Here is a 22,862-nt window from a genome sequence, read left to right on the forward strand (position 1 = left end):
TTAGTTCATGTTCAGGCGCTCAACCTCGAAGTCGGCTGCTGAGAACCACTTTGAGTTGTAGGCTTTACCAGTGAAGCTCTTATCGGTTGTCACACCAAATACCAGTGTATCATCGTCCTTCACCTCGATGGTAACTACCACCTTGCTCCAGCCAAAGCCCTCGCCATTGTTGGCCTCCTTGATGTCTGAACCCTCAGGAGCATTCTCCCACAGTTCACCACCACTGTTGCCATAGTGAGGAACCTCAACCAGTTTCAGTCCGCTCTTCTTGCTGGTTGTAGTAGCAAAGATGTAACAGCCGTTACCCTCGGCACGTGCGCTACAGATTACGCGGTATGTACCTGGCTCAACTGGCATGCGCTTCTCTGCGTGGTAAACCTGCTGTCCTGCAGGGTTCCAAGCGTCCAGATATGCGTGCTCGGTATCGCCTGTGTAGTACTCGCCCTTACGTACGTAGTTGTCGTTACAGTGCTCGTGCTTAACCAGTGTCCAACCGTTCTTAATCAGGTAGTTCTTGCTAAACTCGTCCATCTGTGTGCCCATATAGGTGTTGCGATCCTCGTCCTGAGGTGCCAGAGCCTTCTCGGTAGCATCGAGAATACGCTTGGTAGTAGGCAGCAATACGCAGAGTGATACCACGAAGATGGCGCCTACTGCAATCTGCTCAATACGCTTCATGGGTGCAATGTTGAATGTAGCTCTGCCGATAGCGTGCAGCAGGGCATAGATAGCAGCCAGCAATGTTGTAGCCAAGGTGATAACGTAAGTTGTCAGTACAACTGGGTTACTGGCTTCCATTGCGTCAAGTCCAAGTTTCTTGAATGTGAATGGCAGCTCCATTCCCTCTGGAGCCATTCTTACACCGATAATGTCCATGGCCAGCATAATCATAGGAACTACAGCAAAAATGCCGATAGTAACAAAGATTCCAGCCACTACTTTAGTGCAAATACTGATGATTTCTTTTTTCTCCATAAAGTGATATAACATGTTTTCAACCTGCAAAATTACATATTTTATTACTAATTTTCTGTATGTAACATGACTATTTTAGAATATTTAACTGAACGCGCGCCCGTATATATAAAAAAGAATCCCGCTGTTAAGCGGGACTCTTGATGATGTAGCGATATACTTGATTACTTTTTAATCTTGTAAATGCGGAAGCTCTTAGCTGGCAGATTGTCGTTGATAACTGCTGCCTGCTTGCCTGCCTCTACCTGACATGTGCCTGGCTGAGGGATGATCTTCTCAGGCTGATCCAGGGTGTTCTCGTCGTCCATACCATCGTGGCAGAGTGTGATGGTATTGGCTGTACGTGCGCCCTTGATGCCCTGCAGCTGAATGCTAACGGGCTGTGCCTGATCGCCAGTGTTAACCACCTTCACAATCACCTCTCCTGTGGCAGCATCCCATACGCTCGATGCAAACAAACCGTCCTGACCAGGCTGACCTGCTACTGGCTTCTTGTCCATTGTCAGCTTCAGTACGTTGGTACCCTTGTTGATGGCATAGAGTTGCTGAACATAGTAGCTAACCGACTTGAACATGCGCAGGTTGTCGTACCAGATGGCATCTGGACGCCACTGCCAACCCTCAACGTGTGCAAAGAGTGGGGCATAGGTAGCCATGTGAACGATGTCGGCATTACGCTCGATACCAGTCATGTGGGCAGCCTCTAACAGTGAGGTGTAGTAGTGGTTCCACTTGTGCTTGTTGCTGCCATGACAGGCATACTCGCCAGCGAATACCTTTGGACCCTTTCGGTCGTATGAGTCGTAACGCAGTCCGTGACTCAGGAACCACTCCTCGTTGCGATAGTAGTGCTCGTCGTACAGGTCTACCTTCAGCTCCTTCATACGAGGCTGCAGCAGGTCGAAATCCCAACCCTCAGAGTTAGGACCTGTGGTACCGATGAGCTTGATGCTTGGATACTTCTTACGGATAGCATCGCTGAACTTCTTCAGGCGTGCAGTGAACACAGGACCAAAGCCGCCATGTGCCTCGTCGTAGTCCCACTGCTCGTTACCTACACCCAGGTACTTCAGGTTGAATGGCTCTGGATGGCCCATCTCGGCGCGTACCTTACCCCATTTGCTGTCGGCAGGACCGTTAGCGAACTCAATCAGGTCGAGTGCATCCTGGATATATGGCTCCAGATCTTCGAGTGCTACGTGTACACCTGGCTTGGTAGGATCAGGGTTCTGGAACTGACAAGAGAGTCCGCATGAGATGACTGGCAGTGCCTCTGAACCAAAGTCCTCGCAAAGCTGGAAGAACTCAAAGAATCCCAGACCGTAACTCTGATAGTAATCAGGGAAGTAACGGTTAGTGAATGTATAGTGCCAGCGGTTCTCGTTCAGTGGTCGGTTCTCAACGGGACCAACAGTGTTCTTCCACTGGTAGCGTGTAGCTAGGTCGGTACCCTCAACAATACAGCCTCCAGGGAAACGGAATACGCCTGGGTGCATATCGAACAGAGCCTGAGCCAGATCCTTACGCATGCCGTTCTCACGACCCTTCCAAGTGTCGGTTGGGAACAGGCTTACATGCTCTACATCGGTAGTTACCTTACTATCTGCCCATACGCGCAGGTGCGCTTTATCAAAGGTGGTCTTTGGCTTCAGTGTGGCTGTGTACTTCTTCCACTCGCTACCGCTAACCTCTACGCCAGCGTTACACAGCTTCTGGTCTTCGCCCATTGTGGCGTTGTCAACCAGGTCGATCCACAGCTTGGCCTTACCACCATCGGGTACACGTGCCCAAACTGAGAAACGGTACTCCTGACCGCCCTTGACACCCATGCCGAAGAATCCGCGATTCTCAATCATCGAGTGCTTGTCGCCATGACCTGTAGGCGCCATGCGTACGTAGTGAGGATTACGCTCAAAGGGACCGTCGTCCTTGATGGTAACGTTGCCCGATACATCCCATCCAGCAAAGTGGTTGGGGTACTCAAACGAGCGGTTCATCACAAGCTCGGCATACAGTCCGCCATCAGCTGCATAGTTGATATCCTCGAAAAAGATACCGTACATAGTGGGCTGTACGGGTGCCCCTAGTTTCTTGGTGTTCACGTCGAGAACGTGAGTCTGCGCTCCAGCACTCATACTGGCTGCAAGCAGCAGGATTGTTGATAAATGTTTCATATCGCGTTTTGTAATTAGTTGTCAGCGGGCACAAAAATACATAAAAATTCTGATATTAGTGTAGTTTATACGAAAAATAACATTTTATGCCCGAAAAAGTTTGGCGATTTCGCAGAAAAACGTTACTTTTGCGGAGGATTTTCCAAATAAACCTATTTAGAATGACTTTGAACCATTGGGCTAAATATATCTTCTGTATTGTTACACTGTTGGTTACGTTGCCTGCGGTGTCTCAGACAGATTTCTGTAACGACACAGCTAAGCACAAAAAGCTGCGCGATGCGATGTGGGGCGCCTGCTCTCAGGACGACTCACATAAGGTGTATGCTGCGTGCTGGGCTTATCAGGCTCATTGTATAGAATGTAAGGACAATACCGGCTATTACGACTCGTGGGTATGCGGTGTGATGTACAATCTCGACCGTATGAATATTCATGATGCCTACCATATTGCCAACACCATGAAGGACGACTTGGTACGTAGGTATGATGTGGCTAAGGACGAGCAGTATCTGGCGCCCAAGATGTTAGGTCATGTGTATAATGCCTGTGGTAATATTCCTGGTGCCCTGAAAGAGTTTGAGAAGGCCATCGAGCTGATTAAAGGTACTAAGTACGAGAAGGACGGACTGAGCTTCCTGTACTTGGGTATGGCGCATATACAGCTAAATAACAATAGCGATGAAACGCTGAGATGGCTTGATAAGGACTTAGAGGAGCTGGCACACAATAAGGATCAGAAGGACTACTGGCGTGGACTGGCCGATGCCTATGCCATGAAGGCCATTGTGATGTTTAAAAAGCACAGGTACGCCGATTTCCATAAGTATATCACCCTGGCCGAGCAGTCGGATGCCAAGAACACCAATCCTCAGGGCGACATCTTCCTGCCTTATGCCCGTATCTATCAAACGCTGCTCAATGGCAATACACAGGCAGCCTTAGCCGAGGTTGAGACCCTGCCCAACCTGAAAGAGCGCTATATGGTAAGTTGCGATATCTATACCTATTTAGGCGAAACGGATAAGGCTTTCATGATGCAGCGTGAGCTGATGCATACCCGCGACTCTATCACAGGTGTGATTATTGCCGAGAACATCCAGAATCAGGAAGAGGAGATGTTCCTGTTGAACCAGAAGCAGAAAGCAGCCCGTATCATGAACATTGTATTGGTGATTGCCATGGTGCTGGCCTTGATGCTGATTGTTGCACTGGCTTTGTCAATCTATGGACGTCGCCGTTTCCAGGAGATGCTGCTCACCAAGAACAAGGAACTGAAGCGTGCTTATAAGCAGGTGGCTGCTGCCGATGAGATGAAAACCGAGTTTATCCGTAGCGTAAGTCACGAGATACGTACCCCGCTCAATATCATCAATGGCTTCACACAGGTGCTGATGGAGCCCAATGCCGAGTTTGAGCCCGAAGAGCGTCAGAGTCTGGCCGACACCATCGGTAAGAATACCCGCCAGATTACATCGTTGGTAAACAAGATGCTGGCTTTGGCCAACGAGCATACTAAGGACCTGCTGAAGGATGCAGAGGAAACCGATGCCCTTGATATCTGTCACAAGGCCTTGAGTGCCATGCCACCAGTTAATCCCGACCGTGTGAGCCTGGAACTGGTAGATCTGGCCGAAGGGCACAGCAAGACGCTTACTACCAACAGCGACAGCTTGCTACAGATGTTGGGTAACATCCTGGAGAACTCTGTTAAGTTTACCGACGACGGTTATATCCGTCTTACCCTCAGTAAAGACAAGAACTACTTCCACTTCACCGTCGAGGATACCGGTTGTGGTATTCCGTCTGATAAGATCGGTACCATCTTCAACCGCTTTACCAAGGTAGATGAATTTAAGGAAGGATTAGGACTGGGACTGGCCTACTGCCACGAAACCGTGGCCAAGTTAGGTGGCACGCTTGTGCTCAATCAGACTTCTGCGGCTGGAACCACCTTTACACTCAGTTTGCCAATTAAACTTAAAACAAATAATTAGTTATGAATCAACAAACAGAACAAGGTAGCAAGGCCTACCTCATTTCAATTGTGGTGGTCGCCGTACTTGGCGGTCTGCTGTTCGGATACGACACTGCTGTTATATCCGGTGCAGAAAAGGGATTACAGGCGTTCTTCAAAACAGCGCAGGATTTTGATTACACTGACGGCTGGCATGGCTTTACCTCTGCCTCGGCCCTCATTGGCTGTATCATCGGTTCTGCCATCTCTGGATTCCTGGCCACTAACCTGGGACGTAAAAAGTCGCTTATCGTTGCAGGCTTGCTGTTCTTTATCTCAGCACTCGGTTCAATGGACCCTGAGTTCCTGTTCTTCGAGTACGGACAGCCCACTTACACACTGGCTCTGATGTTCAATTTCTACCGTGTTATCGGTGGTATCGGTGTAGGCCTGGCTTCGGCCATCTGTCCTATGTACATTGGCGAGGTTGCTCCTTCAAATATCCGTGGTATGCTTGTAAGCTGGAACCAGTTCGCCATTATCTTCGGTCAGCTGGTAGTTTACTTCGTTAACTTCTTTATCCTGGGCGACCACCTGCAGCCACTGGTTGAGGATATCGGTAAGCAGATTGCCGAGATTACGCCTGCTGCACAGTGGACTGTTACTACCGGTTGGCGTTATATGTTTGGTAGCGAGGCTGTACCTGCAGGCTTGTTTGCACTGCTCATCTGCTTTGTACCCGAAACTCCGCGTTACCTTGTTTCTATTGGCGAGGATAAGAAGGCCGAGGGTATTCTGGCTAAGATCAACGGTACAGCTAAGGCTCAGCAGATTCTGCAGGATATCAAGGATACCATGGTTGTTAAGACCGAGAAGCTGCTCACCTATGGTGCGCTCTGTATCTTTGTGGGTATCATGCTCTCTGTATTCCAGCAGGCTGTAGGTATCAATGCTGTGCTTTACTATGCACCACGTATCTTTGGCGATATGGGAATGGATAACCCCATGATTCTTACTGTATTTATGGGTATTATTAATATTACGTTCACGCTGGTGGCTGTGTTCACCGTCGAGAAGTGGGGACGTAAGCCTTTGTTGATTAGCGGTTCGTTGGGTATGGCACTTGGTGCCTTTGGTGTGGCAGTTACCTTCGGACATGCCGGACTCGAGATGCTTACAGCTGCTTCGCTGTTGGTTTATTCGGCTTCGTTCATGTTCTCGTGGGGCCCCATCACCTGGGTGCTTATTGCCGAGATTTTCCCCAACACCATTCGTGGTGGTGCTGTAGCTATCGCTGTGGCATTCCAGTGGATTTCAAACTTCATCGTCAGCTCATCGTTCGTGCCCATGTTCAACATGCACCTGAGTGAGGGCGACGACTTTGGTCACTGGTTCACTTACGGACTCTATGGTATTATCTGCGTAGTGGCAGCCCTGTTTGTATGGCGCCTTGTGCCTGAGACCAAGGGTAAGACACTCGAGGATATGAGTAAGATGTGGAAAGATAAACTCACTAACAAATAACTTTTTGACACATGAAAAAGATTTTAGTAGCTGAAGACAATGACAGCAATTACGTATTGATGACGTATCTGCTGAAGAAGGATTTTGAGTTTGAGCGTGCCAAGAACGGTCAGATTGCAGTTGAGATGGTAGATGCCAATGCCTACGATCTGGTACTGATGGACATTAAGATGCCTGTCATGGACGGATTGCAGGCCACCCGCCTGATTAAGGAGAAGCATCCCGATCTGCCTGTTGTAGCACTTACTGCCAATGCTTTTGATAGCGACCGTACAGCTGCCGAAAAGGCTGGCTGCTGCGGCTTCCTCTCAAAGCCCGTAAATCGCGATGAGTGCATGACACTGCTTAAGAAACTTCTTGGTGAGTAATAGAAAAGAAAAAGGCTTGAGTTGAAAAACTCAAGCCAATTCTAAATCAAATGCCTGCTGTAGCTTTGCTACGGCAGCATTTTTTTCTGCCATCTGCTCAAACTGTTCGCGTCGCGATAGTATCTTCACGTGTTCCGTTTGTTCGGCTACACGAACAGTTATCTGTATCTGGTTATTGTGCAGATATACCTGCAGTGTTTTGGCAATGCTCTTCTGGATATCCTCAATCTCTTGCTTGATGAGCTCGTTGTCCACCACCACCTCAACTGTAGGGAACTCTGTTATCTCAGGGTTCATGTTCTTCATACGGGTAGCAATACCGCTCAGCTTCTGTGGCATACGGTTACACATGGCCATCCACTGGAATTCCAGATCGGTTTGTGTAAACTGGGCATCGGTGATGGTATCCTGTCCGGTAGGCATGTTAATCGATCCTGGGATGATCTGCATGCCGCCCTTCTGCGGACCATTGTCCTGCTGGCGCAGTTTTTTCCACGAAAATCCGATGCCGCCCAGCGATAGCTTGGGCTTGGCATTACTAGTAGTGCTTGCTTCGCTGGCAGTGGTGCCAGCCGTCTGGGGTTCGCCAGTTGCTCCTGCAGTAACGGTTGCAGCAGCCGATACAGCAACTTTAGCCGCAGCTACCTGTGGGGCTGCGTTCTTGGGCTTCTGTTGCTGAATCATGTTCTTAAACAGGGATTTCAGTCGTCGGGGCTTGCGCCCCGCACTCGCGCCATCCTCCGCTGGCTGTGTTATCTGGGCTATCTCAATCAGTGTGAGCTCTACCAGCAGGCGCTTGTTGCTCGACTGGCGGTAGTTGATATCGCACTGGTTCATCAGCTTCAGCGCGTCGTACAGGAATGTTATCTGGCATTTCTTGGCCTGCTCCTCGTAGCGTGCGCGCATCTGGTCGCTCACCTCCAGCAGTGGCAGTGTCTGTGGGTCGCGTGCCATCAGCACGTTACGCACATGCTTAGCCAGACCCTGAATCAGCAGTCCGCCATCAAAGCCTTTGTTTATCACGCCGTTCAGCAGCACCATAATGTCGCTCACCTTATTGTCTATGGCCAGGTCGATAATCTTAAAGTAGTTCTCGCTGTCCAGCACGTTCAGGTCCTCAATCACCTTTTCGTAGGTGATGTTACCCTGACAGAACGATGCTGCCTGGTCGAAGATCGAGAGGGCGTCGCGCATACCGCCATCAGCCTTTTCGGCTATGACTGCCAGTGCCTGCTCCTCGTAGGTAATGCCTTCCTGTTCGGCCACATGCTTCAGGTGGTCGATGGTGTTGCGTATGGTCATACGCTCAAAGTCGTATATCTGGCAACGGCTCAGGATGGTAGGCAGAATCTTATGCTTCTCGGTGGTGGCCAGAATAAAGATTACATGTGCGGGTGGCTCCTCCAGTGTCTTCAGAAAGGCGTTGAAGGCTGCTGTTGAGAGCATGTGCACCTCGTCGATGATAAACACCTTATATCTGCCCAACTGCGGTGGAATGCGTGTCTGCTCCATCAAGGTCTTGATGTGCTCAACCGAGTTGTTCGATGCGGCGTCGAGCTCAAAGATGTTCAGCGATCGCTGCTCGTTAAAGCTCTGGCACGATTCACACTCATTACAAGCCTCGCCCTCTGCCGTAGGGTGCTGGCAGTTAATGGCCTTGGCAAAGATACGTGCGCAGGTGGTTTTACCCACACCACGCGGTCCGCAGAACAGATAGGCATGGGCCAGCTTCCCACTCTTCACTGCGTTCTTCAGTGTAGTAGTGAGGGCCGCCTGACCTACCACTGTGTCAAAGCTCAGCGGACGGTATTTTCTGGCCGAAACGATATATTCCATATTGCTTATGATAAATTTTTGTGCAAAGATACAAAATTATTTAGAATTAAGAATTAAGAATTAAGAGTTTTTTTGTAACTTTGCAGGCAAATTGATGAGCTTATGAAAGTTTTGTTGAGTATTAAGGCTTACGCACTGCTGGTGTGGCGATCGGTTTACTTTAAGTATGCCGTGGTTTGTATTGTAGGTGTGCTGCTGGTAGGATTCCTCGACGACAACAGTTTGTGGAGCCATTTCAAGAACCGTCAGCGTATTGCCGAGCTCACAGAGGAGAAGGAACAGTTCGAAGCTGATTTCAACCGCGATCAGGCTCAGATCAAGGAGTTAGACCGTAATCCCAAGGCCATCGAGAAGATAGCGCGCGAACGCTACTTTATGAAGGCCGACGATGAAGATATATTTGTATTGAGCGATGATGATCGCGATGTAAAACCGTTAGAGACTAATGAGAGAGTTGAATAAACTGCAAACCGCCATCTTTCTGTTTGGCGGTATATTAATGGCTGTTGGAGCTGGTACTACATTATTAGGGTGGGGCAGTGCCCCTTATATTTTTGCCATCGGCGCTCTGTGCTTCAGCTCTATGCAGATGCAGCAGCGTTACGAGGGCCAGAACTTCACCATCCGTCGCCTGCGCCGCATGATGCTGCTCAGCGATGTGTTGTTCCTGGTGGCAGCCCTGCTGATGTTTGCCAGCAAAGGCAATTTTTTAGGTTTGAGCTATATTACCTATATAGAATATGTGTATAACAAATGGGTAATAGTGCTCCTGATTGCCGCTCTGTTGCAGCTTTATTCTATGCACCGAATTGGTAGTGAACTCGAAAAAGAGGCAAAAAAATAATTAAAAGATTGCGCATTTGTTTTAAAATGCGCAAAATTATTTTCATACCTCAATATATAGTTGTAATTTCGCGGCCGAAAACAATATGTTATGAACAAGATATTCTACGCATTACTAACAGCAGTAACTTTCGCATCGTGTGCTGAATCATACAACATTCAGGGCTCTACCTCTGTGTCGGCACTCGATGGAAGTAAGCTTTACCTCAAAACAATGGTCAACGACGAGTTGAAGAATCTCGACTCGTGCGATGTGGTACATGGAAAATTTAAATTCGCCGGCTTGCTCGACACCATCAAGATGGCCAGTCTGTATATGGACGATGAGCCACTCATGATGCCTGTTGTGATTGAGCAGGGCGATATCGAGATACATATCGATAATACCAATCGTAGCGTTAGTGGTTCGCCACTCAACGAGAAGCTCTACGAGTTTATGAAGCGTCACGATCAGCTGGGCAACGAGCTCAACGAGCTCTCGCACAAGCAGAGTCAGATGCTGCTCGAGGGTATCGACGAGAACGTCATCAACCGTCAGCTCTCTGCCGAGGCCAATCGTATCGCCATGCAGGAGGATTCACTCGTCACCAACTTCATTGTCGATAACTTTGATAATGTACTGGGTCCTGGTGTGTTTATGATGATTACTGGTAACTACCAGTATCCTATCCTTACTCCCCAGATCGAGGATATTATGAGCAAGGCTACCAAGAAGTTCAAGGCCGATCCTTACGTGAAGCAGTACTACCAGGTAGCCAACGAGATTCAGGCTCGTCAGAACGGACTTGTTGAAGATGTACAACCCACTCCAGCTCAAGCTCAAGTAAACAATGAAACGCCTGATTCTACACGGAACGCTCGTTAACGACGCCAACAAATTCGACGGTTCTGTCATCGTCGAAGATTCTAAGATAACTAAGATTGTAGAAGGAAACACCGTCCCGAACGCATCATTCGACGAAGTGATTGATGCTTCGGGATGTTTCGTACTTCCCGGTCTGATTGATGATCATGTGCACTTTCGTGAGCCAGGCTTAACCGCCAAGGCCGATATCGATAGCGAGAGTAGGGCAGCCGCTGCAGGTGGTGTTACCACCTATTTCGACATGCCTAACTGTGTACCGCAGACTACCACGCTCGAGGCCCTCGACGAGAAGTTTAAGCTGGCAGCTCAGAAAAGTCACGTCAACTATAGTTTCTTTTTCGGTGCCTCCAACAATAATGTCGATCTGTTTTCGCAGCTCGATGTGCATCGTATTCCCGGCATCAAACTCTTCATGGGCAGTTCAACGGGTAACATGCTCGTAGATCGTCGTGAGGCGTTGGAAAAGATCTTCTCTACCGCCCAGATGCCTATCATGGTGCATTGTGAGGATACCGACATTATTAACCGCAATATGGCCGAGGCTAAGCGCCTGTATGGCGACGACCCTAAGGTAACCCATCACCCCGAGATTCGTAGCGTTGAGGCCTGCTATCAGAGCACCAAACTGGCTGTAGAGCTGGCCCTGAAGCACCATGCCCAGCTCCACATTGCCCACCTCACTACGGCTAAGGAGTTAGAGCTGTTGACTGATGGCGTAACTGCCGAAGTTACGCCCTCGCACCTCTACTTCTGCGATCGCGATTACAACGCTTTAGGCACCCGAATCAAGTGCAACCCAGCTATCAAGTCGGCAGCCGATCGCGATGCACTGCGTCAGGCTGCGGCCGATGGACGTATCGCTGTGATTGGTACCGACCATGCTCCCCACCTGTTAGAACAGAAAGAGGGCGGTTGCTGTAAGGCTGCCAGTGGCATGCCTATGCTGCAGTTCTCGTTGGTAACCATGTTAGAGCTGGTTGATAAGGGTGTGCTCACCATCGAGCGTTTGGTTGAGCTGATGTGCCATCGCCCAGCCGATTTGTTCGGTGTGCGTAACCGTGGCTATCTGCGTGAGGGTTATCAGGCCGACATCGTGATTGTGCGTCCTAATGCCGCATGGACCTTAACCAAGGATGTGATTCAGAGCAAGTGTGGTTGGAGCCCGATGGAGAACCACACCTTCCTGTGGCGTGTGGAACAAACCCTTTGCAATGGTCACACCGTTTATAAGGATGGCGTTGTGGATACCAACTATATCGGTCAACCCGTACAATTTAGATGAAGATAACCTACCGCATATCCGAGCTGGTGCCCTATATCAACTGGGTGTACTACTACTTTGCCTGGCAGGTAAAGGAAGAGGCCGAGAAGCAGCGTATGCACGCCGAAGCCCTTGCCAAGCTGCAGGAGCTTGATGCCCAGTATCAGGTGCATGCCGTGTTCGAGCTGTTCGATGCCCGTAGTCAGGATGATGATATTGAGATTTACCGCACCCAGCTGTGCCCCGATTGTGGCGTTAAGCACCCCGTGCGTGTAGCTACTATCCCCTGTCTGCGCCAGCAGCAAGGCAATCCCCCCTTCATGTGCTTAGCCGATTTTATTTCGCCCAAGGCATCCAAACTTGGCTTGTTCGCCACCACCGTTGATATTGGCTTAGAGACCGATTTTGATGGCGATGTGTATCAGAAGATGCTCACCCAGCTGCTAGCCGACCGTTTGGCCGAGGCCGCTGCTGAGCGCCTGCACGAACAGGTACGTAAGGAGTATTGGGGCTATGTCAAGGATGAGAACCTGAGTATAGAGGATATGCTCGTCGAGAAGTTTCAGGGCATTCGTCCCGCTGTGGGCTATCCTTCGTTGCCCGATACCAGTTTGAATTTCCTATTGGATGAGATATTGGATATGAAACAGATAGGCATCCGCTTAACCGAGAGCGGTGCCATGAAGCCCCATGCCAGTGTGAGTGGCATGATGATATCCAATCCAAAAGCCCGTTATTTTGCCATTGGTAAAATCGGCGAAGATCAGTTGCAGGATTACGCCCGCCGCCGCGCCGTCCCTGCCGAAGTCCTCCGTAAATGGCTAAATGTGTAATGTAAGCACCACAATCTCTCCTGTGGCACCAAAGCGGAATGGAATCAATCCCCCTAAGCCTGCCGTTACAAACAGCGATTGACGACCTTCCTCGTACCAGCCGTTTATCTCTTTGCCCGTCAACTTCATCGGCGCCCAACCAAACAGTGCAAACTGCATGTTGTGCGTATGTCCGCTCAGGGTCAGCTGTGCGCGTCCATCAGGCAGTATCTTGCGTCGCCATCCACTCGGGTCGTGCTCCAGCATGATTACAAATGGTGTAGCCCCTTGCAGCGCCTTTTTAACGTCGCCTCGCTGTGGAAATCGCTTGCCGTCGCCATCATTGTCCATGCCCGCAATCGTCAGCGTGTCGTTGCCACGTACGATGAAGCTGTGCTCGTTTTGCAGCACGTGCCAGCCCATGCGCTTCTCCAGAGCGATGGTTTCTCGGCAAGGCTGCGTGTCTAGCCCATCCTTTTGTAGCAAGTACTTATCGTAGTCGTGATTGCCCAGCACGCTGTACACGCCGTCGTTAGCCTTCAGCTGGCTCAGTGTGCTCAGGTGTTCGGCTATCTCCTGCGGATCCATGTTCTGCAGGTCGCCAGTAAACACAATCATGTCGGGCTTCTGTGCGTTGATCGAGTCAATCGCCCTTTGCAACAGCCACTCGTTGCGCCCCGTGTAGCTGCCTACGTGCGCATCCGAAAAGAGTACTATCTTGTAGCCGTCGAAAGCCTTCGGCAGTTCGGCCGATGTATATGTCTGATGGTTCACTTCCAGCTTCTGGAAGCCGATAAACGTGCCGTACAGTGCTATATACCACACCACGGCTGCACCGGCCATTACCAGCTTCTGTCGGTGCTTATAGGCCCAGATGGTAACGGCAGTAAGTGCTATCACAAATAGCACCGTGATGATGATAAATCGGATGATAATCATTGATCGGGATTCTCTACAAAGCCCTGATATTTAGGGTCGAGTGCCGACATCACCGAGTCGTACGCCTGTCGCAGCGTAGCCTCTACGTTCTCAGGACCCTGTCCTACGGGGTAGATAGGTTCGTGTATGGTCAGTGTCATCGGGTGCCAGTTCACAAAGTTAAAGCCCTTCATGCGTGGCAGGATGTCGAACGATCCGTTGATGGTGAGTGGTACTACCGGCAACTGCAGTTCGTCGGCCAGTGCAAAGGCGCCCTTTCTGAATACGCCCATGTGGCCTGTAAACGAGCGTGCACCTTCTGGGAATACCGTTACGCTGTAACCCTCCTTCAGTATCTCGCGCGCATCGTCGTAGGTCTTACGTATCTTGCTGGGGCCGCGCTTATCCACAAATATCTGGTGACTTTTTTCGCACGCATAGCCTAAGAATGGCACCTTGCGCAGCGCCTGTTTCATCATCCACTTAAAGTTGCGGTTCAGATGTCCGTAAATCAGGAATATGTCGAACGAACCCTGATGGTTGGCCACAAACACGTAGCTCTGGTTCTTTTCCAGATGTTCGCGCCCCTCCACCTTTACCGGTATCAGAAACATCTTGAGGATGATTTTTCCCCACATATGACCAGGCATGTAGCCCCAGAAGTGGCCATTGCCTATGGTGGTACCAATGCCCACCTCGAGTGCTGTAATCATCGTCATCAGCACTATTCCCGGCAGACAAACAATAAACTGGTAGATTCTATATAGTATCTTAAGCATAATTGTCTAATCGTTTCTTTAGTACGCTTGCCTAAGCAAGAATTTTCAATTTTCAATTCTCAATTTTAGGATATCGTCTCGTCCAGCCATCCCAGCGCAGTTTCATCACGCCAAAGAATGCCTCGCCGAATATGCCTCCGCTCATCTTGCTCACACCCTCCTGTCGGTTCACGAATATCACGCTTACCTCCTTGATCTTAAAGCCAATCTTGTAGGCAGTGTACTTCATTTCTATCTGGAAGGCATAGCCCTTGAAGCGAATCTTATCCAGCTCGATGGTCTGCAGCACGCGGCGCTTGTAGCACTTAAATCCTGCTGTGGTGTCGTGTACGTTAAAGCCCGTTACCAAGCGCACGTATTTCGATGCAAAGTAGCTCATCAGCACACGTCCGATAGGCCAGTTAACCACGTTCACACCGCTCACGTAGCGACTGCCGATAGCTACATCGTAGCCCTCGTCTTTGCAGGCTGCATACAGGCGTGGCAGGTCGTTGGGGTCGTGACTAAAGTCGGCGTCCATCTCAAATATGTATTCGTAGTCGCGCTCCAGTGCCCACTTAAAGCCGGCAATGTAAGCCGTGCCCAGTCCCAGTTTGCCGCTACGCTCCATCAGGTGCAGCTGTCCGCCAAACTCATTGGCCATCAAGCTACGCACAATGGCAGCTGTACCGTCGGGCGATCCATCGTCGATCACCAGTATATGGAAACTCTTCTCCAACCCGAATATCGCGCGAATAATCTTCTCGATATTCTCCTTCTCATTATAGGTTGGTATGATTACTATACTATCGCTTTGCTTCATATATTCTCATTTAAATCGGGTGCAAATATACGAATAAGCGAGCGAAATACAAAATTAATCGCAGCTTTTTTATCTAAATAGTTGTTTGTTTCGCAATATTTGAGTACTTTTGCATTTCGTTTTGCAAATAAGGTAAAAGATTGTAGTATGAAAAAACATTTATTAGCAATGAGCCTGTCATTACTGGCGATAGCAGCATGGGCTCAGGATGAGAACCAGTTTACAATTGATGCTCAGTTACGTACACGTGGTGAGTATAATAATGGTGCGGGTTATCCGCGCTATCAGTCGCAGCTGCCTGCTACTTTTATTAATGAGCGTGCACGCATGTCGATGGATTACGAACGTGGTATGTTGGAGCTGAAGCTGTCGGCACAGCACACCGGACTCTGGGGACAGGACGGCATGAACACAGCCAACGGAAGGATGACTATGAACGAGGCATGGGCTAAGTTGATGCCTACCAAGGAGTGGTTTGTAAAGATCGGACGTCAGCAGTTGGCTTACGACGACGAGCGTATTCTTGGTAGTTCCGACTGGGATGTAAACGGCAACTGGCATGATGCCTTGAAGGTAGGTTACGAAAAGGATAACAACAAGCTGCACCTGTTTGCTGCTGTTAACCGTAACAATACTAACAGTGGTAATTACTATCATGGCAATATGCCATATAAGGCTATGCAGGGTGCATGGTTCCATCACGATTTTGAGAAAGAGTCGTTAGGCGTATCGCTACTGGTACTTAACACCGGTTACGAGCAGGGTGAGCCAGGACATGGCCAGACAAAGTATATGCAGACCCTGGGTTCTGATATCAACTACATGCCTGGTGCATGGCATCTGCATGGCGCATTCTACTATCAGACGGGCCGTAGTGCCGACGATCTGAAGGTGTCGAGCTGCATGGCAAGTTTCAAGGCTGCTTATCAGATTGATTCACAGTGGAAGTTGTCAGTAGGTATGGACTACCTGGAGGGCGAGAGCTATATCAGCGGTTCAAAAGATATGTATGGCAACGTTACGCTGAATAAGGAGCACAGCGACCGTACACGTGCCTTTAATCCTCTTTATGGTTCACACCACCTCTTCTATGGTTTGATGGACTATTTCTATGCCAACGGATTTGTTGGTGGTATTCAAACTGGCCTGGGTGATCTGCAGGCTGGTGTCGATTACAAGGCTTCGACCAAAACCAGCATGATGCTGAACTATCACTATTTCGCAACAGCATCTGATTGTCTCGATAAACGTGGTTTAGGTCACGAGTTAGATCTGCAGCTTACCACCAAATTGATGAAGGATGTTACTCTGCAGGCAGGTTACTCGTTTGTTAAGGGTACAGAATCAATGAACGTAGTAAAAGGCGGCAGTCACAAGGCTTGGCAGGACTGGGCCTGGATATCACTCAATATCACCCCACGCTTATTCACCACTAAGTGGTAATTACATATTTACAAAATATAGCGGAGCACCTCTCTCGGTAGGGTTGCTCCGTTTTTTGTATGGTTATTATTGTTTTGTTTAATTGTCAAATGTAGAAAAGGTTGGTATTACCTTTTTGAAGTAATATCCTGGCCCATCAGCGGCCATGCCATAATCTATAATCAGCATACCATCGTGAAGACCAAAAGCGGGCCCATCCTCTTTACCATTGAATGCCAGTCGTTTGCTTCCACCGTCATGTTTGGCTTCAAGAATCTGATAAGTGTACGTACCGTCAATAAAAGGGGATTCCTCTTGCGAATCAGAATGGTTTATTACCAGCATAGTGCTTGGGTTGAATACTACTTCGATGTCGCCTTCTGGATATTCCTTAATACCTCCCCATCCGTAGTTGGCCTTAACAAGATGCCAGGTTCCTTCGAGCGTTGTGGGGTTTTCTTCGTAAATAAAAGGTGCGCCAGGCATCAGTTCATCGTTGCTACTACTGCAGGCAGCAAAAACACATGCCACCATTAGTCTCATCATGTTTTTAATTACTCTTTTCATTGCCTTTCTGAATTTATAGTTCTGCCTATATAATCAGAAAAGCCCCCAAATCTTGTATCCCCCCGCCAATATTTAACAATTGTTATAATTTTGTTTTGCAGAGGGTAGTGCTTAATCTATAATGGTTTGTGCCCAGAGGGGAATATCATCGGTGTAGCGTTTAAAGGGCTGTCCGTCAGTGGTGCGATAAAGCAGTTTAGGCAGTTGGTTGTCTACAGAATTGTCGTAAATGTAGGCTCGGTCAACGAAGGTGATGGCCTTTGCTGCCCAAGCCAAAACTACCCGTAAAATTGTTCGCCATATTATCGAGGATTTCGGTCTGTTTGAGATAAGTGGAAATCGATTTAAAACCACAACAAAATCGGAAGAAAGTCGCAACAAAACCGAAACTAAATCGCCACACTCACATGCGCGTAAAGATATGTACGCAGGCGAAGATATAGAAATAGATATAGAAAAAGAAAAAAAAGAAAAGTGCGTGCGCCGTAAAGGCACGCACTCCGAGTTTGAAACCCTGCGCGCGGGCCGCCGCTATGCTTCGCATGGTCAGCCGCTCCCCGCCGATGCACCATCACAACGAAAAGTAGCTTTTCGCCCAATGAAAAGTAGCTTTTCGCCAAACGGGAGTTTACCTCTCACTTATCAAAAAGTAGCTTTTCGATGCATGAAAAGCTACTTTTTATAACAACAGAGAGCCATGCCCCAGCGGCACGACTCTCATTTTGGCTAACTGCCAAAGGAATAAATCCTTGGATTTAGGTGAAAAAGCAGTATCTTTGCAGTGTCAATCAGAGATGATGACTGCAAGCAGGAAACGCCTGCCCTAAGTAGTAATTAACGCAGTAGGGATGTGAAAAATCCGTGTTTTTTTGTTAGCTTTCCTTTTGCATTTCGCTCATTTTTTGTAACTTTGCAACCGAATCGCGATGAAGATAGAAGAACTAGAAAAGGTATATGCCAAGTTGCCACAGGTGGCGGCGCTGGCTCATGAGATAGAAAATGCGACAACACGACGTATTTTCCTAGAGGGGCTGTTGGCCTCGAGTGCACCCATGTTGTTTGGTAGTCTGGCTGCTAAGTGCAAGTCGCCCATCCTGTTTATACTGCAGGATGCCGAGGAGGCGGGCTACTTTTATCACGACCTGACACAGCTGTTGGGTACCCGAAGGGTGCTATTCTTCCCAAGCAGCTACCGTCGTGCCATCAAGTACGGACAGCTAGATTCGGCCTCACAGATCCTTCGTACCGAGGTGATGACACAGATCGATAAATCTGTGTTCATCGTGACTTACCCTGAGGCGCTGGCCGAAATGGTGGTACCTAAGCAAACGCTGAACGACCGTACGGTGGTGATTGAGAAAGGGCAGGAGGTGCCCGTAGGCGATATTACCAAACAGTTGCGCGAGCTGGGCTTTAAGGAAGTGGATTACGTGTACGAGCCCGGACAGTTTGCGTTGCGTGGCTCTATCCTCGACGTGTACAGCTACAGCTGTGAGTACCCGTACCGTATCGACTTTTTTGGCGACGATGTAGAGAGCGTTCGTACTTTCAAGGTGGAGGATCAGCTCTCGCTTGATGCCCGTGACAGGGTAGAGATAGTGCCCGAACTGGAGGCCGACGAGGCTGCTCAGGAGCCGTTCCTGTCGTTGTTGCCCGAGGATACCATCATTGCCACCAAGGACTATCTGTATGTGCGCGATGCTATCGACGCCGCTTTCCAGGAGGATATGCCGCTGGTAACTGGTCCACAGTTTATGCATCAGGCTGAGGGCTTCCGCAGGATAGAGTTCGGTCATCGTGCCTCGATATCCGACTGCAGCATCATCCGATTCAACATCACCATTCAGCCTCTGTTCCACAAGAACTTCGAGATGCTGTTTCAGGCTTTCGACAACTATCTGCACAAGGGCTACCAGGTGTATATACTGGCCGACAGTGCCAAGCAGAACGAGCGCTTGAAGGATATTTTTGCACAGCGCGCCGAAAACGAGGGTGAGCATGCACAGATACGTTTTACACCGGTTGATAAGACACTGCACGAGGGTTTTATTGACGACGACCTGAAGGTGTGCTTCTTTACCGACCACCAGATATTTGACCGTTTCCACAAGTACAACCTGAAGAGCGACAAGGCCCGTAGCGGAAAGATGGCGCTGACGCTGAAGGAGATACAGCAGTTTGAGATTGGCGACTACGTGGTACACGTGGATCATGGTGTGGGACGATTCGGCGGACTGGTACGCATGCCGCAGGGCGATGGCTATCAGGAGATGATCAAGCTCACCTATCAGCATGGCGATGCCATCTACGTGAGCATCCACTCGCTGTATAAGGTGGCCAAATACAAGTCGCAGGATAATGGCGAGGCACCACGACTCTCGACTTTGGGTACGGGACAGTGGGAGCGCCTGAAGGAGCGCACCAAGCAGCACATTAAGGAGATAGCACGCGACCTGATAAAACTGTATGCCAAGCGTAGGAAGGAAAAGGGCTTTGCCTTTAGTCGCGACTCGTATATGCAGCACGAGCTGGAGGCATCGTTCCTGTATGAGGATACACCCGACCAGCTGAAGGCTACGCAGGATGTGAAGGCCGATATGGAGAAGGCACGACCCATGGACCGTCTGGTGTGCGGCGATGTGGGCTTTGGTAAGACCGAGGTGGCTGTACGTGCAGCCTTTAAGGCCGCTGTGGATGGTAAGCAGGTGGCTGTGCTGGTGCCTACTACGGTGCTGGCTTATCAGCACTTCCGTACGTTCAGCAACCGCCTGAAGGACATGCCTGTAACGGTGGATTACCTGACACGTGCGCGTACCACTAAGGATACCAATCGCATACAGAAAGATCTGGCCGAGGGTAAGATAGATATCATCATCGGCACGCACCGACTGATCAGCAAGAGCGTGAAGTTTAAGGACTTGGGACTGCTGATTATCGACGAGGAGCAGAAGTTCGGTGTATCAACCAAGGAAAAGCTGCGCCAGATGAAGACATCGGTAGATACGCTCACGATGAGTGCCACACCTATACCACGTACGCTGCAGTTCTCGCTGGTGGGCGCACGCGATCTGAGTGTGATACAAACGCCACCACCTAACCGCTATCCGATACAGACCGAGATTCATACCTTTAGTCCGGAGATTATTGCCGAAGCAGTGAACTACGAGATGAGCCGCAACGGACAGGTGTACTTTGTAAATAATCGCATATCCGATTTGCAGCATATTGCCGAGATTATACAGAAGTACGTGCCCGATGCGAGAATATGTATCGGACACGGACAGATGAAGCCAGAGGAATTGGAAAAGATTATCCTCGACTTCTCGAACTACGATTACGACATACTGCTCTCGACCACCATCGTTGAGAACGGTATCGACATACCTAATGCCAATACCATCATTATAAATGGTGCCCATAACTTCGGACTGAGCGATCTGCACCAGATGCGCGGACGTGTGGGACGTGGCAACCGCAAGGCCTTCTGCTATCTGCTGGCACCACCACTCTCGGCATTGAACCCGGAGAGTCGCAGACGATTGGAGGCCCTAGAGAACTTCTCCGACTTAGGTTCGGGTATTAATATCGCCATGCAGGATCTGGATATCCGTGGTGCCGGAAACCTGTTGGGTTCGGAGCAGAGCGGCTTTATTGCCGACTTGGGCTACGAGACGTACCAGAAGATATTGAGCCAAGCAATGAGTGAGCTTAAAAACGAAGAGCCCGAATTCCTAGCTTCGGCCGAATCGGCCGCTTCAGCGGCAGACTCTGCCGCTGGAAAAACTAGCCCGGCTAGCCTGGCTAGTGAGACTAGTAATATCTCCTGGGTGGATGACTGTGCGCTGGATAGCGATATCGAGATGTACTTCCCCGATCAGTATGTGCCGAGCGATTCAGAGCGTATGCTGCTGTATCGTGAGCTTGACAACCTGGCCAACAGTACCCAGTTGGAGTTGCAGCTGGATGCCTATCGCAAGCGTTTGGTTGACCGTTTTGGTGCCATACCTGCAGTGAGCGAGGAGCTGATTCTGGTGGTACCGCTACGTGTGGCCGGTAAGCAGCTGGGTATCGAGAAAATCATGCTGAAGCAGCAGAAGATGTTCTTCTACTTTGTGAGTCGCGACGATAGTCCTTACTTCCAGAGCGAGGCCTTTGGTAAGATACTGCAGTACGTGTCGCGCTATCCCCGTAAGTGCAACTTCCGCGAGGGTAAGGGCAAGCACTCGGTGGTGATTTCGGAAGTACCTACTGTAGCTTCTGCACTGACAGTCTGTCAGGAGATTCTGTCAATCTGACGCATAATTTGCCTCTGGTATCTGTTTTGCAATCATGGCTTGTGAACGCCACTAGGCGCTCAACAACATGGTTTAACAATTTAAAAAAATAGAATTAGGAGGTAAAAATTATGATGCCAGTAATGAGAACTAACAGTTGGATTCCAAGTGTATTTGCAGATTTGTTCGACACCGAGTATATGCCGAAAGCAAATTGCACAGCACCAGCTATCAATGTAAAAGAAAGCGACAAGGCCTACACCGTAGAGCTTGCAGCACCGGGCATGAAGAAGGAGGATTTTAATGTTCATATTAATGATGAGGGCAACCTGATTATTAAGATGGAACAGAAACAGGAGCACAAGGATGAGGATAAGAACATGCGCTATCTGCGCCGTGAGTTCTCGTACTCGAAGTTTGAGCAGACACTGATACTGCCCGACGACGTGAAGAAGGAGGATATCAAGGCACGCGTAGAGAACGGTGTACTTACCGTAGAGCTGCCTAAGATAGTAGAAGAGAAGGTAAAGCTATCGCGACAGATAGACATTGCATAATAAAACATCGGAGAAGCGGTTAACAAATGTTAACTACTTCTTTTTTTTCGGATTATTTCTTATCTTTGCAGTCGAAAACCTAAAATACAGCATTATGAGTTGGCAATCGATTATTTTTATTCTGGTTCTGGTTTTGTTTGCAATCTGTCTTTTTTTGGTGCAGCATTATTATCAGGTGCGCCTAAGAAATGAAATAGGTCGTGCACAGCGTAGCGAGCGTATTAAAACGGTGTTTATGGCTAATGTGAGTCATGCCTTGCGTACGCCTTTGAATGCTATTATTACGGATAGTCAGAAGCTGCTGGATACTGAAGAATCTGATTCCAAGAAGCTGAATGCTGCGATGACAACCATTAACCAGAATGGTAAGCAGTTGCTGTATTTTATATCGCAGCTACTCGAACTGTCGAGCTTTGATAGTAATATGGCCACTTTTACCATGATAGAGGTGAATCTGGCCGAGCTGATGGCGTCGTATCGCCGTGAGGCTCAGCGCGACGCAGGTGCCAATGTACAAGTAGTTGTACGTTCGCCATTGTCGCCACACGCCAAGGGCATGGTAGATACCAACCTGATGTATCAGCTGATGACACACCTGTTGCACAATGCGCTTACGCACACCCAGGAGGGTACCATTACCATCGATTATGATTATGCCGATAATGGCTTGAAGATAGAAGTGATTGATACAGGCGACGGTGAGCCTCAGGACTTCCAGTCGAACTTCTCAACACTCATTCAGGGTAGCGATTCGCTGGCACTGTTTAATCAGCGTTCGGGTCTGGGCTTATCTATCTGCAAGTCGATTGTTGAGAGTCTGCATGGCACCATCGATCTGAAGTCGGAGAAAGGCAAGGGTACCCATGTTACGGTTTGGATACCTTGCAAGATGCGCGACATGAAGAAGGGGCTGGTACGCTAATCATTG

At 49.2% G+C, this 22,862-nt stretch carries 21 protein-coding genes; 13 read left to right on the plus strand and 8 right to left on the minus strand.

The features are described from left to right. Positions 1-975: a hypothetical protein gene (locus T500_RS0105040; RefSeq protein WP_028907207.1), complete on the minus strand. Its 975-nt coding sequence runs from the start codon at positions 973-975 to the stop codon at positions 1-3. 164 nt (positions 976-1,139) lie between these two features. Further along, on the minus strand, positions 1,140-3,149 hold the full coding sequence (locus tag T500_RS0105045; protein WP_028907208.1) for an alpha-L-arabinofuranosidase C-terminal domain-containing protein: 2,010 nt from the start codon (positions 3,147-3,149) through the stop codon (positions 1,140-1,142). Between the two features lie 161 nt (positions 3,150-3,310). Here T500_RS0105045 and T500_RS0105050 point away from each other — a divergent pair, with 161 nt between their 5' ends. Genes T500_RS0105050 through T500_RS0105060 form a run of 3 tightly spaced genes read left to right on the plus strand, consistent with a single transcriptional unit; the run spans position 3,311 to position 6,998 of the window. Beyond that, a complete protein-coding gene (locus T500_RS0105050) occupies positions 3,311-5,146 on the plus strand; it encodes a sensor histidine kinase (RefSeq protein ID WP_028907209.1) in 1,836 nt (611 codons plus the stop codon). Positions 5,147-5,148: 2 nt separating this feature from the next. Continuing rightward, positions 5,149-6,630, plus strand: coding sequence for a D-xylose transporter XylE (gene xylE, locus T500_RS0105055; RefSeq protein ID WP_028907210.1), 1,482 nt, complete (start codon positions 5,149-5,151; stop codon positions 6,628-6,630). A gap of 11 nt (positions 6,631-6,641) precedes the next feature. Continuing rightward, on the plus strand, positions 6,642-6,998 hold the full coding sequence (locus T500_RS0105060; protein WP_028907211.1) for a response regulator: 357 nt from the start codon (positions 6,642-6,644) through the stop codon (positions 6,996-6,998). 30 nt (positions 6,999-7,028) lie between these two features. Here T500_RS0105060 and T500_RS0105065 read toward each other — a convergent pair whose 3' ends face one another. Beyond that, on the minus strand, positions 7,029-8,834 hold the full coding sequence (locus T500_RS0105065; RefSeq protein ID WP_028907212.1) for a DNA polymerase III subunit gamma/tau: 1,806 nt from the start codon (positions 8,832-8,834) through the stop codon (positions 7,029-7,031). A gap of 102 nt (positions 8,835-8,936) precedes the next feature. On the opposite strand from T500_RS0105065, the gene T500_RS0105070 reads away from it, so the two are divergent. The 5 genes from T500_RS0105070 to T500_RS0105090 all read left to right on the plus strand — a co-directional run bounded on the left by T500_RS0105070 (position 8,937) and on the right by T500_RS0105090 (position 12,636). Next, positions 8,937-9,296 (plus strand): FtsB family cell division protein, encoded by a 360-nt coding sequence (locus tag T500_RS0105070; protein WP_051611883.1) that lies wholly within the window; start codon positions 8,937-8,939, stop codon positions 9,294-9,296. Further along, positions 9,280-9,678 (plus strand): hypothetical protein, encoded by a 399-nt coding sequence (locus T500_RS0105075; protein ID WP_028907214.1) that lies wholly within the window; start codon positions 9,280-9,282, stop codon positions 9,676-9,678. Before T500_RS0105070 ends, T500_RS0105075 begins: the two co-directional genes overlap by 17 nt. 90 nt (positions 9,679-9,768) lie before the next feature. Then, positions 9,769-10,542 carry a DUF4369 domain-containing protein gene (locus tag T500_RS15210; RefSeq protein ID WP_036908527.1) on the plus strand — a complete coding sequence of 258 codons (774 nt, stop codon included), beginning with the start codon at positions 9,769-9,771 and terminating at the stop codon, positions 10,540-10,542. Continuing rightward, positions 10,508-11,824, plus strand: coding sequence for a dihydroorotase (locus T500_RS0105085; RefSeq protein WP_028907215.1), 1,317 nt, complete (start codon positions 10,508-10,510; stop codon positions 11,822-11,824). The genes T500_RS15210 and T500_RS0105085 overlap by 35 nt, the downstream gene beginning before the upstream one ends. Continuing rightward, entirely contained in the window at positions 11,821-12,636 is an 816-nt protein-coding gene (locus T500_RS0105090; protein ID WP_028907216.1) for a vitamin B12 dependent-methionine synthase activation domain-containing protein, read from the plus strand. The genes T500_RS0105085 and T500_RS0105090 overlap by 4 nt, the downstream gene beginning before the upstream one ends. Here T500_RS0105090 and T500_RS15215 read toward each other — a convergent pair. The 3 genes from T500_RS15215 to T500_RS0105105 are packed head-to-tail and all read right to left on the minus strand — an operon-like array spanning position 12,625 to position 15,114. Then, positions 12,625-13,554, minus strand: a complete 930-nt coding sequence (locus T500_RS15215; RefSeq protein WP_051611884.1) for a metallophosphoesterase — start codon at positions 13,552-13,554, stop codon at positions 12,625-12,627. The genes T500_RS0105090 and T500_RS15215 overlap by 12 nt on opposite strands. Next, positions 13,551-14,312 (minus strand): lysophospholipid acyltransferase family protein, encoded by a 762-nt coding sequence (locus tag T500_RS0105100; protein WP_028907217.1) that lies wholly within the window; start codon positions 14,310-14,312, stop codon positions 13,551-13,553. Before T500_RS0105100 ends, T500_RS15215 begins: the two co-directional genes overlap by 4 nt. A gap of 52 nt (positions 14,313-14,364) precedes the next feature. Then, the gene (locus T500_RS0105105) at positions 14,365-15,114 is read right to left on the minus strand and encodes a polyprenol monophosphomannose synthase (RefSeq protein WP_028907218.1); all 750 of its coding nucleotides are present in this window, start codon (positions 15,112-15,114) and stop codon (positions 14,365-14,367) included. A 147-nt stretch (positions 15,115-15,261) separates the two neighbouring features. On the opposite strand from T500_RS0105105, the gene T500_RS0105110 reads away from it, so the two are divergent. Next, positions 15,262-16,557, plus strand: coding sequence for an alginate export family protein (locus T500_RS0105110; RefSeq protein WP_028907219.1), 1,296 nt, complete (start codon positions 15,262-15,264; stop codon positions 16,555-16,557). Between the two features lie 78 nt (positions 16,558-16,635). On the opposite strand, the gene T500_RS0105115 is transcribed toward T500_RS0105110, so the two are convergent. Further along, positions 16,636-17,103 carry a hypothetical protein gene (locus T500_RS0105115; RefSeq protein WP_155267439.1) on the minus strand — a complete coding sequence of 156 codons (468 nt, stop codon included), beginning with the start codon at positions 17,101-17,103 and terminating at the stop codon, positions 16,636-16,638. A 111-nt stretch (positions 17,104-17,214) separates the two neighbouring features. Beyond that, complete coding sequence (locus T500_RS16870) at positions 17,215-17,379, minus strand: hypothetical protein (protein WP_155267440.1); 165 nt, start codon at positions 17,377-17,379, stop codon at positions 17,215-17,217. Here T500_RS16870 and T500_RS15220 point away from each other — a divergent pair. The 4 genes from T500_RS15220 (at position 17,357) to T500_RS0105140 (ending at position 22,856) form a co-directional block, all read left to right on the plus strand. After that, positions 17,357-17,788, plus strand: coding sequence for a hypothetical protein (locus T500_RS15220; RefSeq protein ID WP_036908530.1), 432 nt, complete (start codon positions 17,357-17,359; stop codon positions 17,786-17,788). The two genes, T500_RS16870 and T500_RS15220, sit on opposite strands and share 23 nt — an antisense overlap. A gap of 241 nt (positions 17,789-18,029) precedes the next feature. Further along, positions 18,030-21,398, plus strand: a complete 3,369-nt coding sequence (mfd, locus tag T500_RS0105130) for a transcription-repair coupling factor (protein ID WP_028907221.1) — start codon at positions 18,030-18,032, stop codon at positions 21,396-21,398. A gap of 110 nt (positions 21,399-21,508) precedes the next feature. Then, positions 21,509-21,934: an Hsp20/alpha crystallin family protein gene (locus T500_RS0105135; RefSeq protein WP_028907222.1), complete on the plus strand. Its 426-nt coding sequence runs from the start codon at positions 21,509-21,511 to the stop codon at positions 21,932-21,934. 175 nt (positions 21,935-22,109) lie between these two features. Further along, positions 22,110-22,856 carry a sensor histidine kinase gene (locus T500_RS0105140; protein WP_196243471.1) on the plus strand — a complete coding sequence of 249 codons (747 nt, stop codon included), beginning with the start codon at positions 22,110-22,112 and terminating at the stop codon, positions 22,854-22,856. The last annotated feature ends 6 nt before the right edge of the window (positions 22,857-22,862 follow it).

It is taken from the genome of Xylanibacter ruminicola Ga6B6 (assembly GCF_000687715.1).
In the GTDB taxonomy this organism is placed as follows: domain Bacteria; phylum Bacteroidota; class Bacteroidia; order Bacteroidales; family Bacteroidaceae; genus Prevotella; species Prevotella ruminicola_B.

What these genes read in the sequence shown, in the direction of transcription:
- T500_RS0105040 (WP_028907207.1), bottom strand. Translation starts at nt 975, where the DNA reads ATGGAGAAAAAAGAAATCATCAGTATTTGCACTAAAGTAGTGGCTGGA.
- T500_RS0105050 (WP_028907209.1), top strand. Translation starts at nt 3,311, where the DNA reads ATGACTTTGAACCATTGGGCTAAATATATCTTCTGTATTGTTACACTG.
- T500_RS15215 (WP_051611884.1), bottom strand. Translation starts at nt 13,554, where the DNA reads ATGATTATCATCCGATTTATCATCATCACGGTGCTATTTGTGATAGCA.
- T500_RS0105100 (WP_028907217.1), bottom strand. Translation starts at nt 14,312, where the DNA reads ATGCTTAAGATACTATATAGAATCTACCAGTTTATTGTTTGTCTGCCG.
- T500_RS0105060 (WP_028907211.1), top strand. Translation starts at nt 6,642, where the DNA reads ATGAAAAAGATTTTAGTAGCTGAAGACAATGACAGCAATTACGTATTG.
- T500_RS0105090 (WP_028907216.1), top strand. Translation starts at nt 11,821, where the DNA reads ATGAAGATAACCTACCGCATATCCGAGCTGGTGCCCTATATCAACTGG.
- mfd (WP_028907221.1), top strand. Translation starts at nt 18,030, where the DNA reads ATGAAGATAGAAGAACTAGAAAAGGTATATGCCAAGTTGCCACAGGTG.
- T500_RS0105070 (WP_051611883.1), top strand. Translation starts at nt 8,937, where the DNA reads ATGAAAGTTTTGTTGAGTATTAAGGCTTACGCACTGCTGGTGTGGCGA.
- T500_RS0105075 (WP_028907214.1), top strand. Translation starts at nt 9,280, where the DNA reads ATGAGAGAGTTGAATAAACTGCAAACCGCCATCTTTCTGTTTGGCGGT.
- T500_RS15220 (WP_036908530.1), top strand. Translation starts at nt 17,357, where the DNA reads ATGGCCTTTGCTGCCCAAGCCAAAACTACCCGTAAAATTGTTCGCCAT.
- T500_RS0105065 (WP_028907212.1), bottom strand. Translation starts at nt 8,834, where the DNA reads ATGGAATATATCGTTTCGGCCAGAAAATACCGTCCGCTGAGCTTTGAC.
- T500_RS15210 (WP_036908527.1), top strand. Translation starts at nt 9,769, where the DNA reads ATGAACAAGATATTCTACGCATTACTAACAGCAGTAACTTTCGCATCG.
- T500_RS0105115 (WP_155267439.1), bottom strand. Translation starts at nt 17,103, where the DNA reads ATGAAAAGAGTAATTAAAAACATGATGAGACTAATGGTGGCATGTGTT.
- xylE (WP_028907210.1), top strand. Translation starts at nt 5,149, where the DNA reads ATGAATCAACAAACAGAACAAGGTAGCAAGGCCTACCTCATTTCAATT.
- T500_RS0105105 (WP_028907218.1), bottom strand. Translation starts at nt 15,114, where the DNA reads ATGAAGCAAAGCGATAGTATAGTAATCATACCAACCTATAATGAGAAG.
- T500_RS0105085 (WP_028907215.1), top strand. Translation starts at nt 10,508, where the DNA reads ATGAAACGCCTGATTCTACACGGAACGCTCGTTAACGACGCCAACAAA.
- T500_RS0105110 (WP_028907219.1), top strand. Translation starts at nt 15,262, where the DNA reads ATGAAAAAACATTTATTAGCAATGAGCCTGTCATTACTGGCGATAGCA.
- T500_RS0105135 (WP_028907222.1), top strand. Translation starts at nt 21,509, where the DNA reads ATGATGCCAGTAATGAGAACTAACAGTTGGATTCCAAGTGTATTTGCA.
- T500_RS0105045 (WP_028907208.1), bottom strand. Translation starts at nt 3,149, where the DNA reads ATGAAACATTTATCAACAATCCTGCTGCTTGCAGCCAGTATGAGTGCT.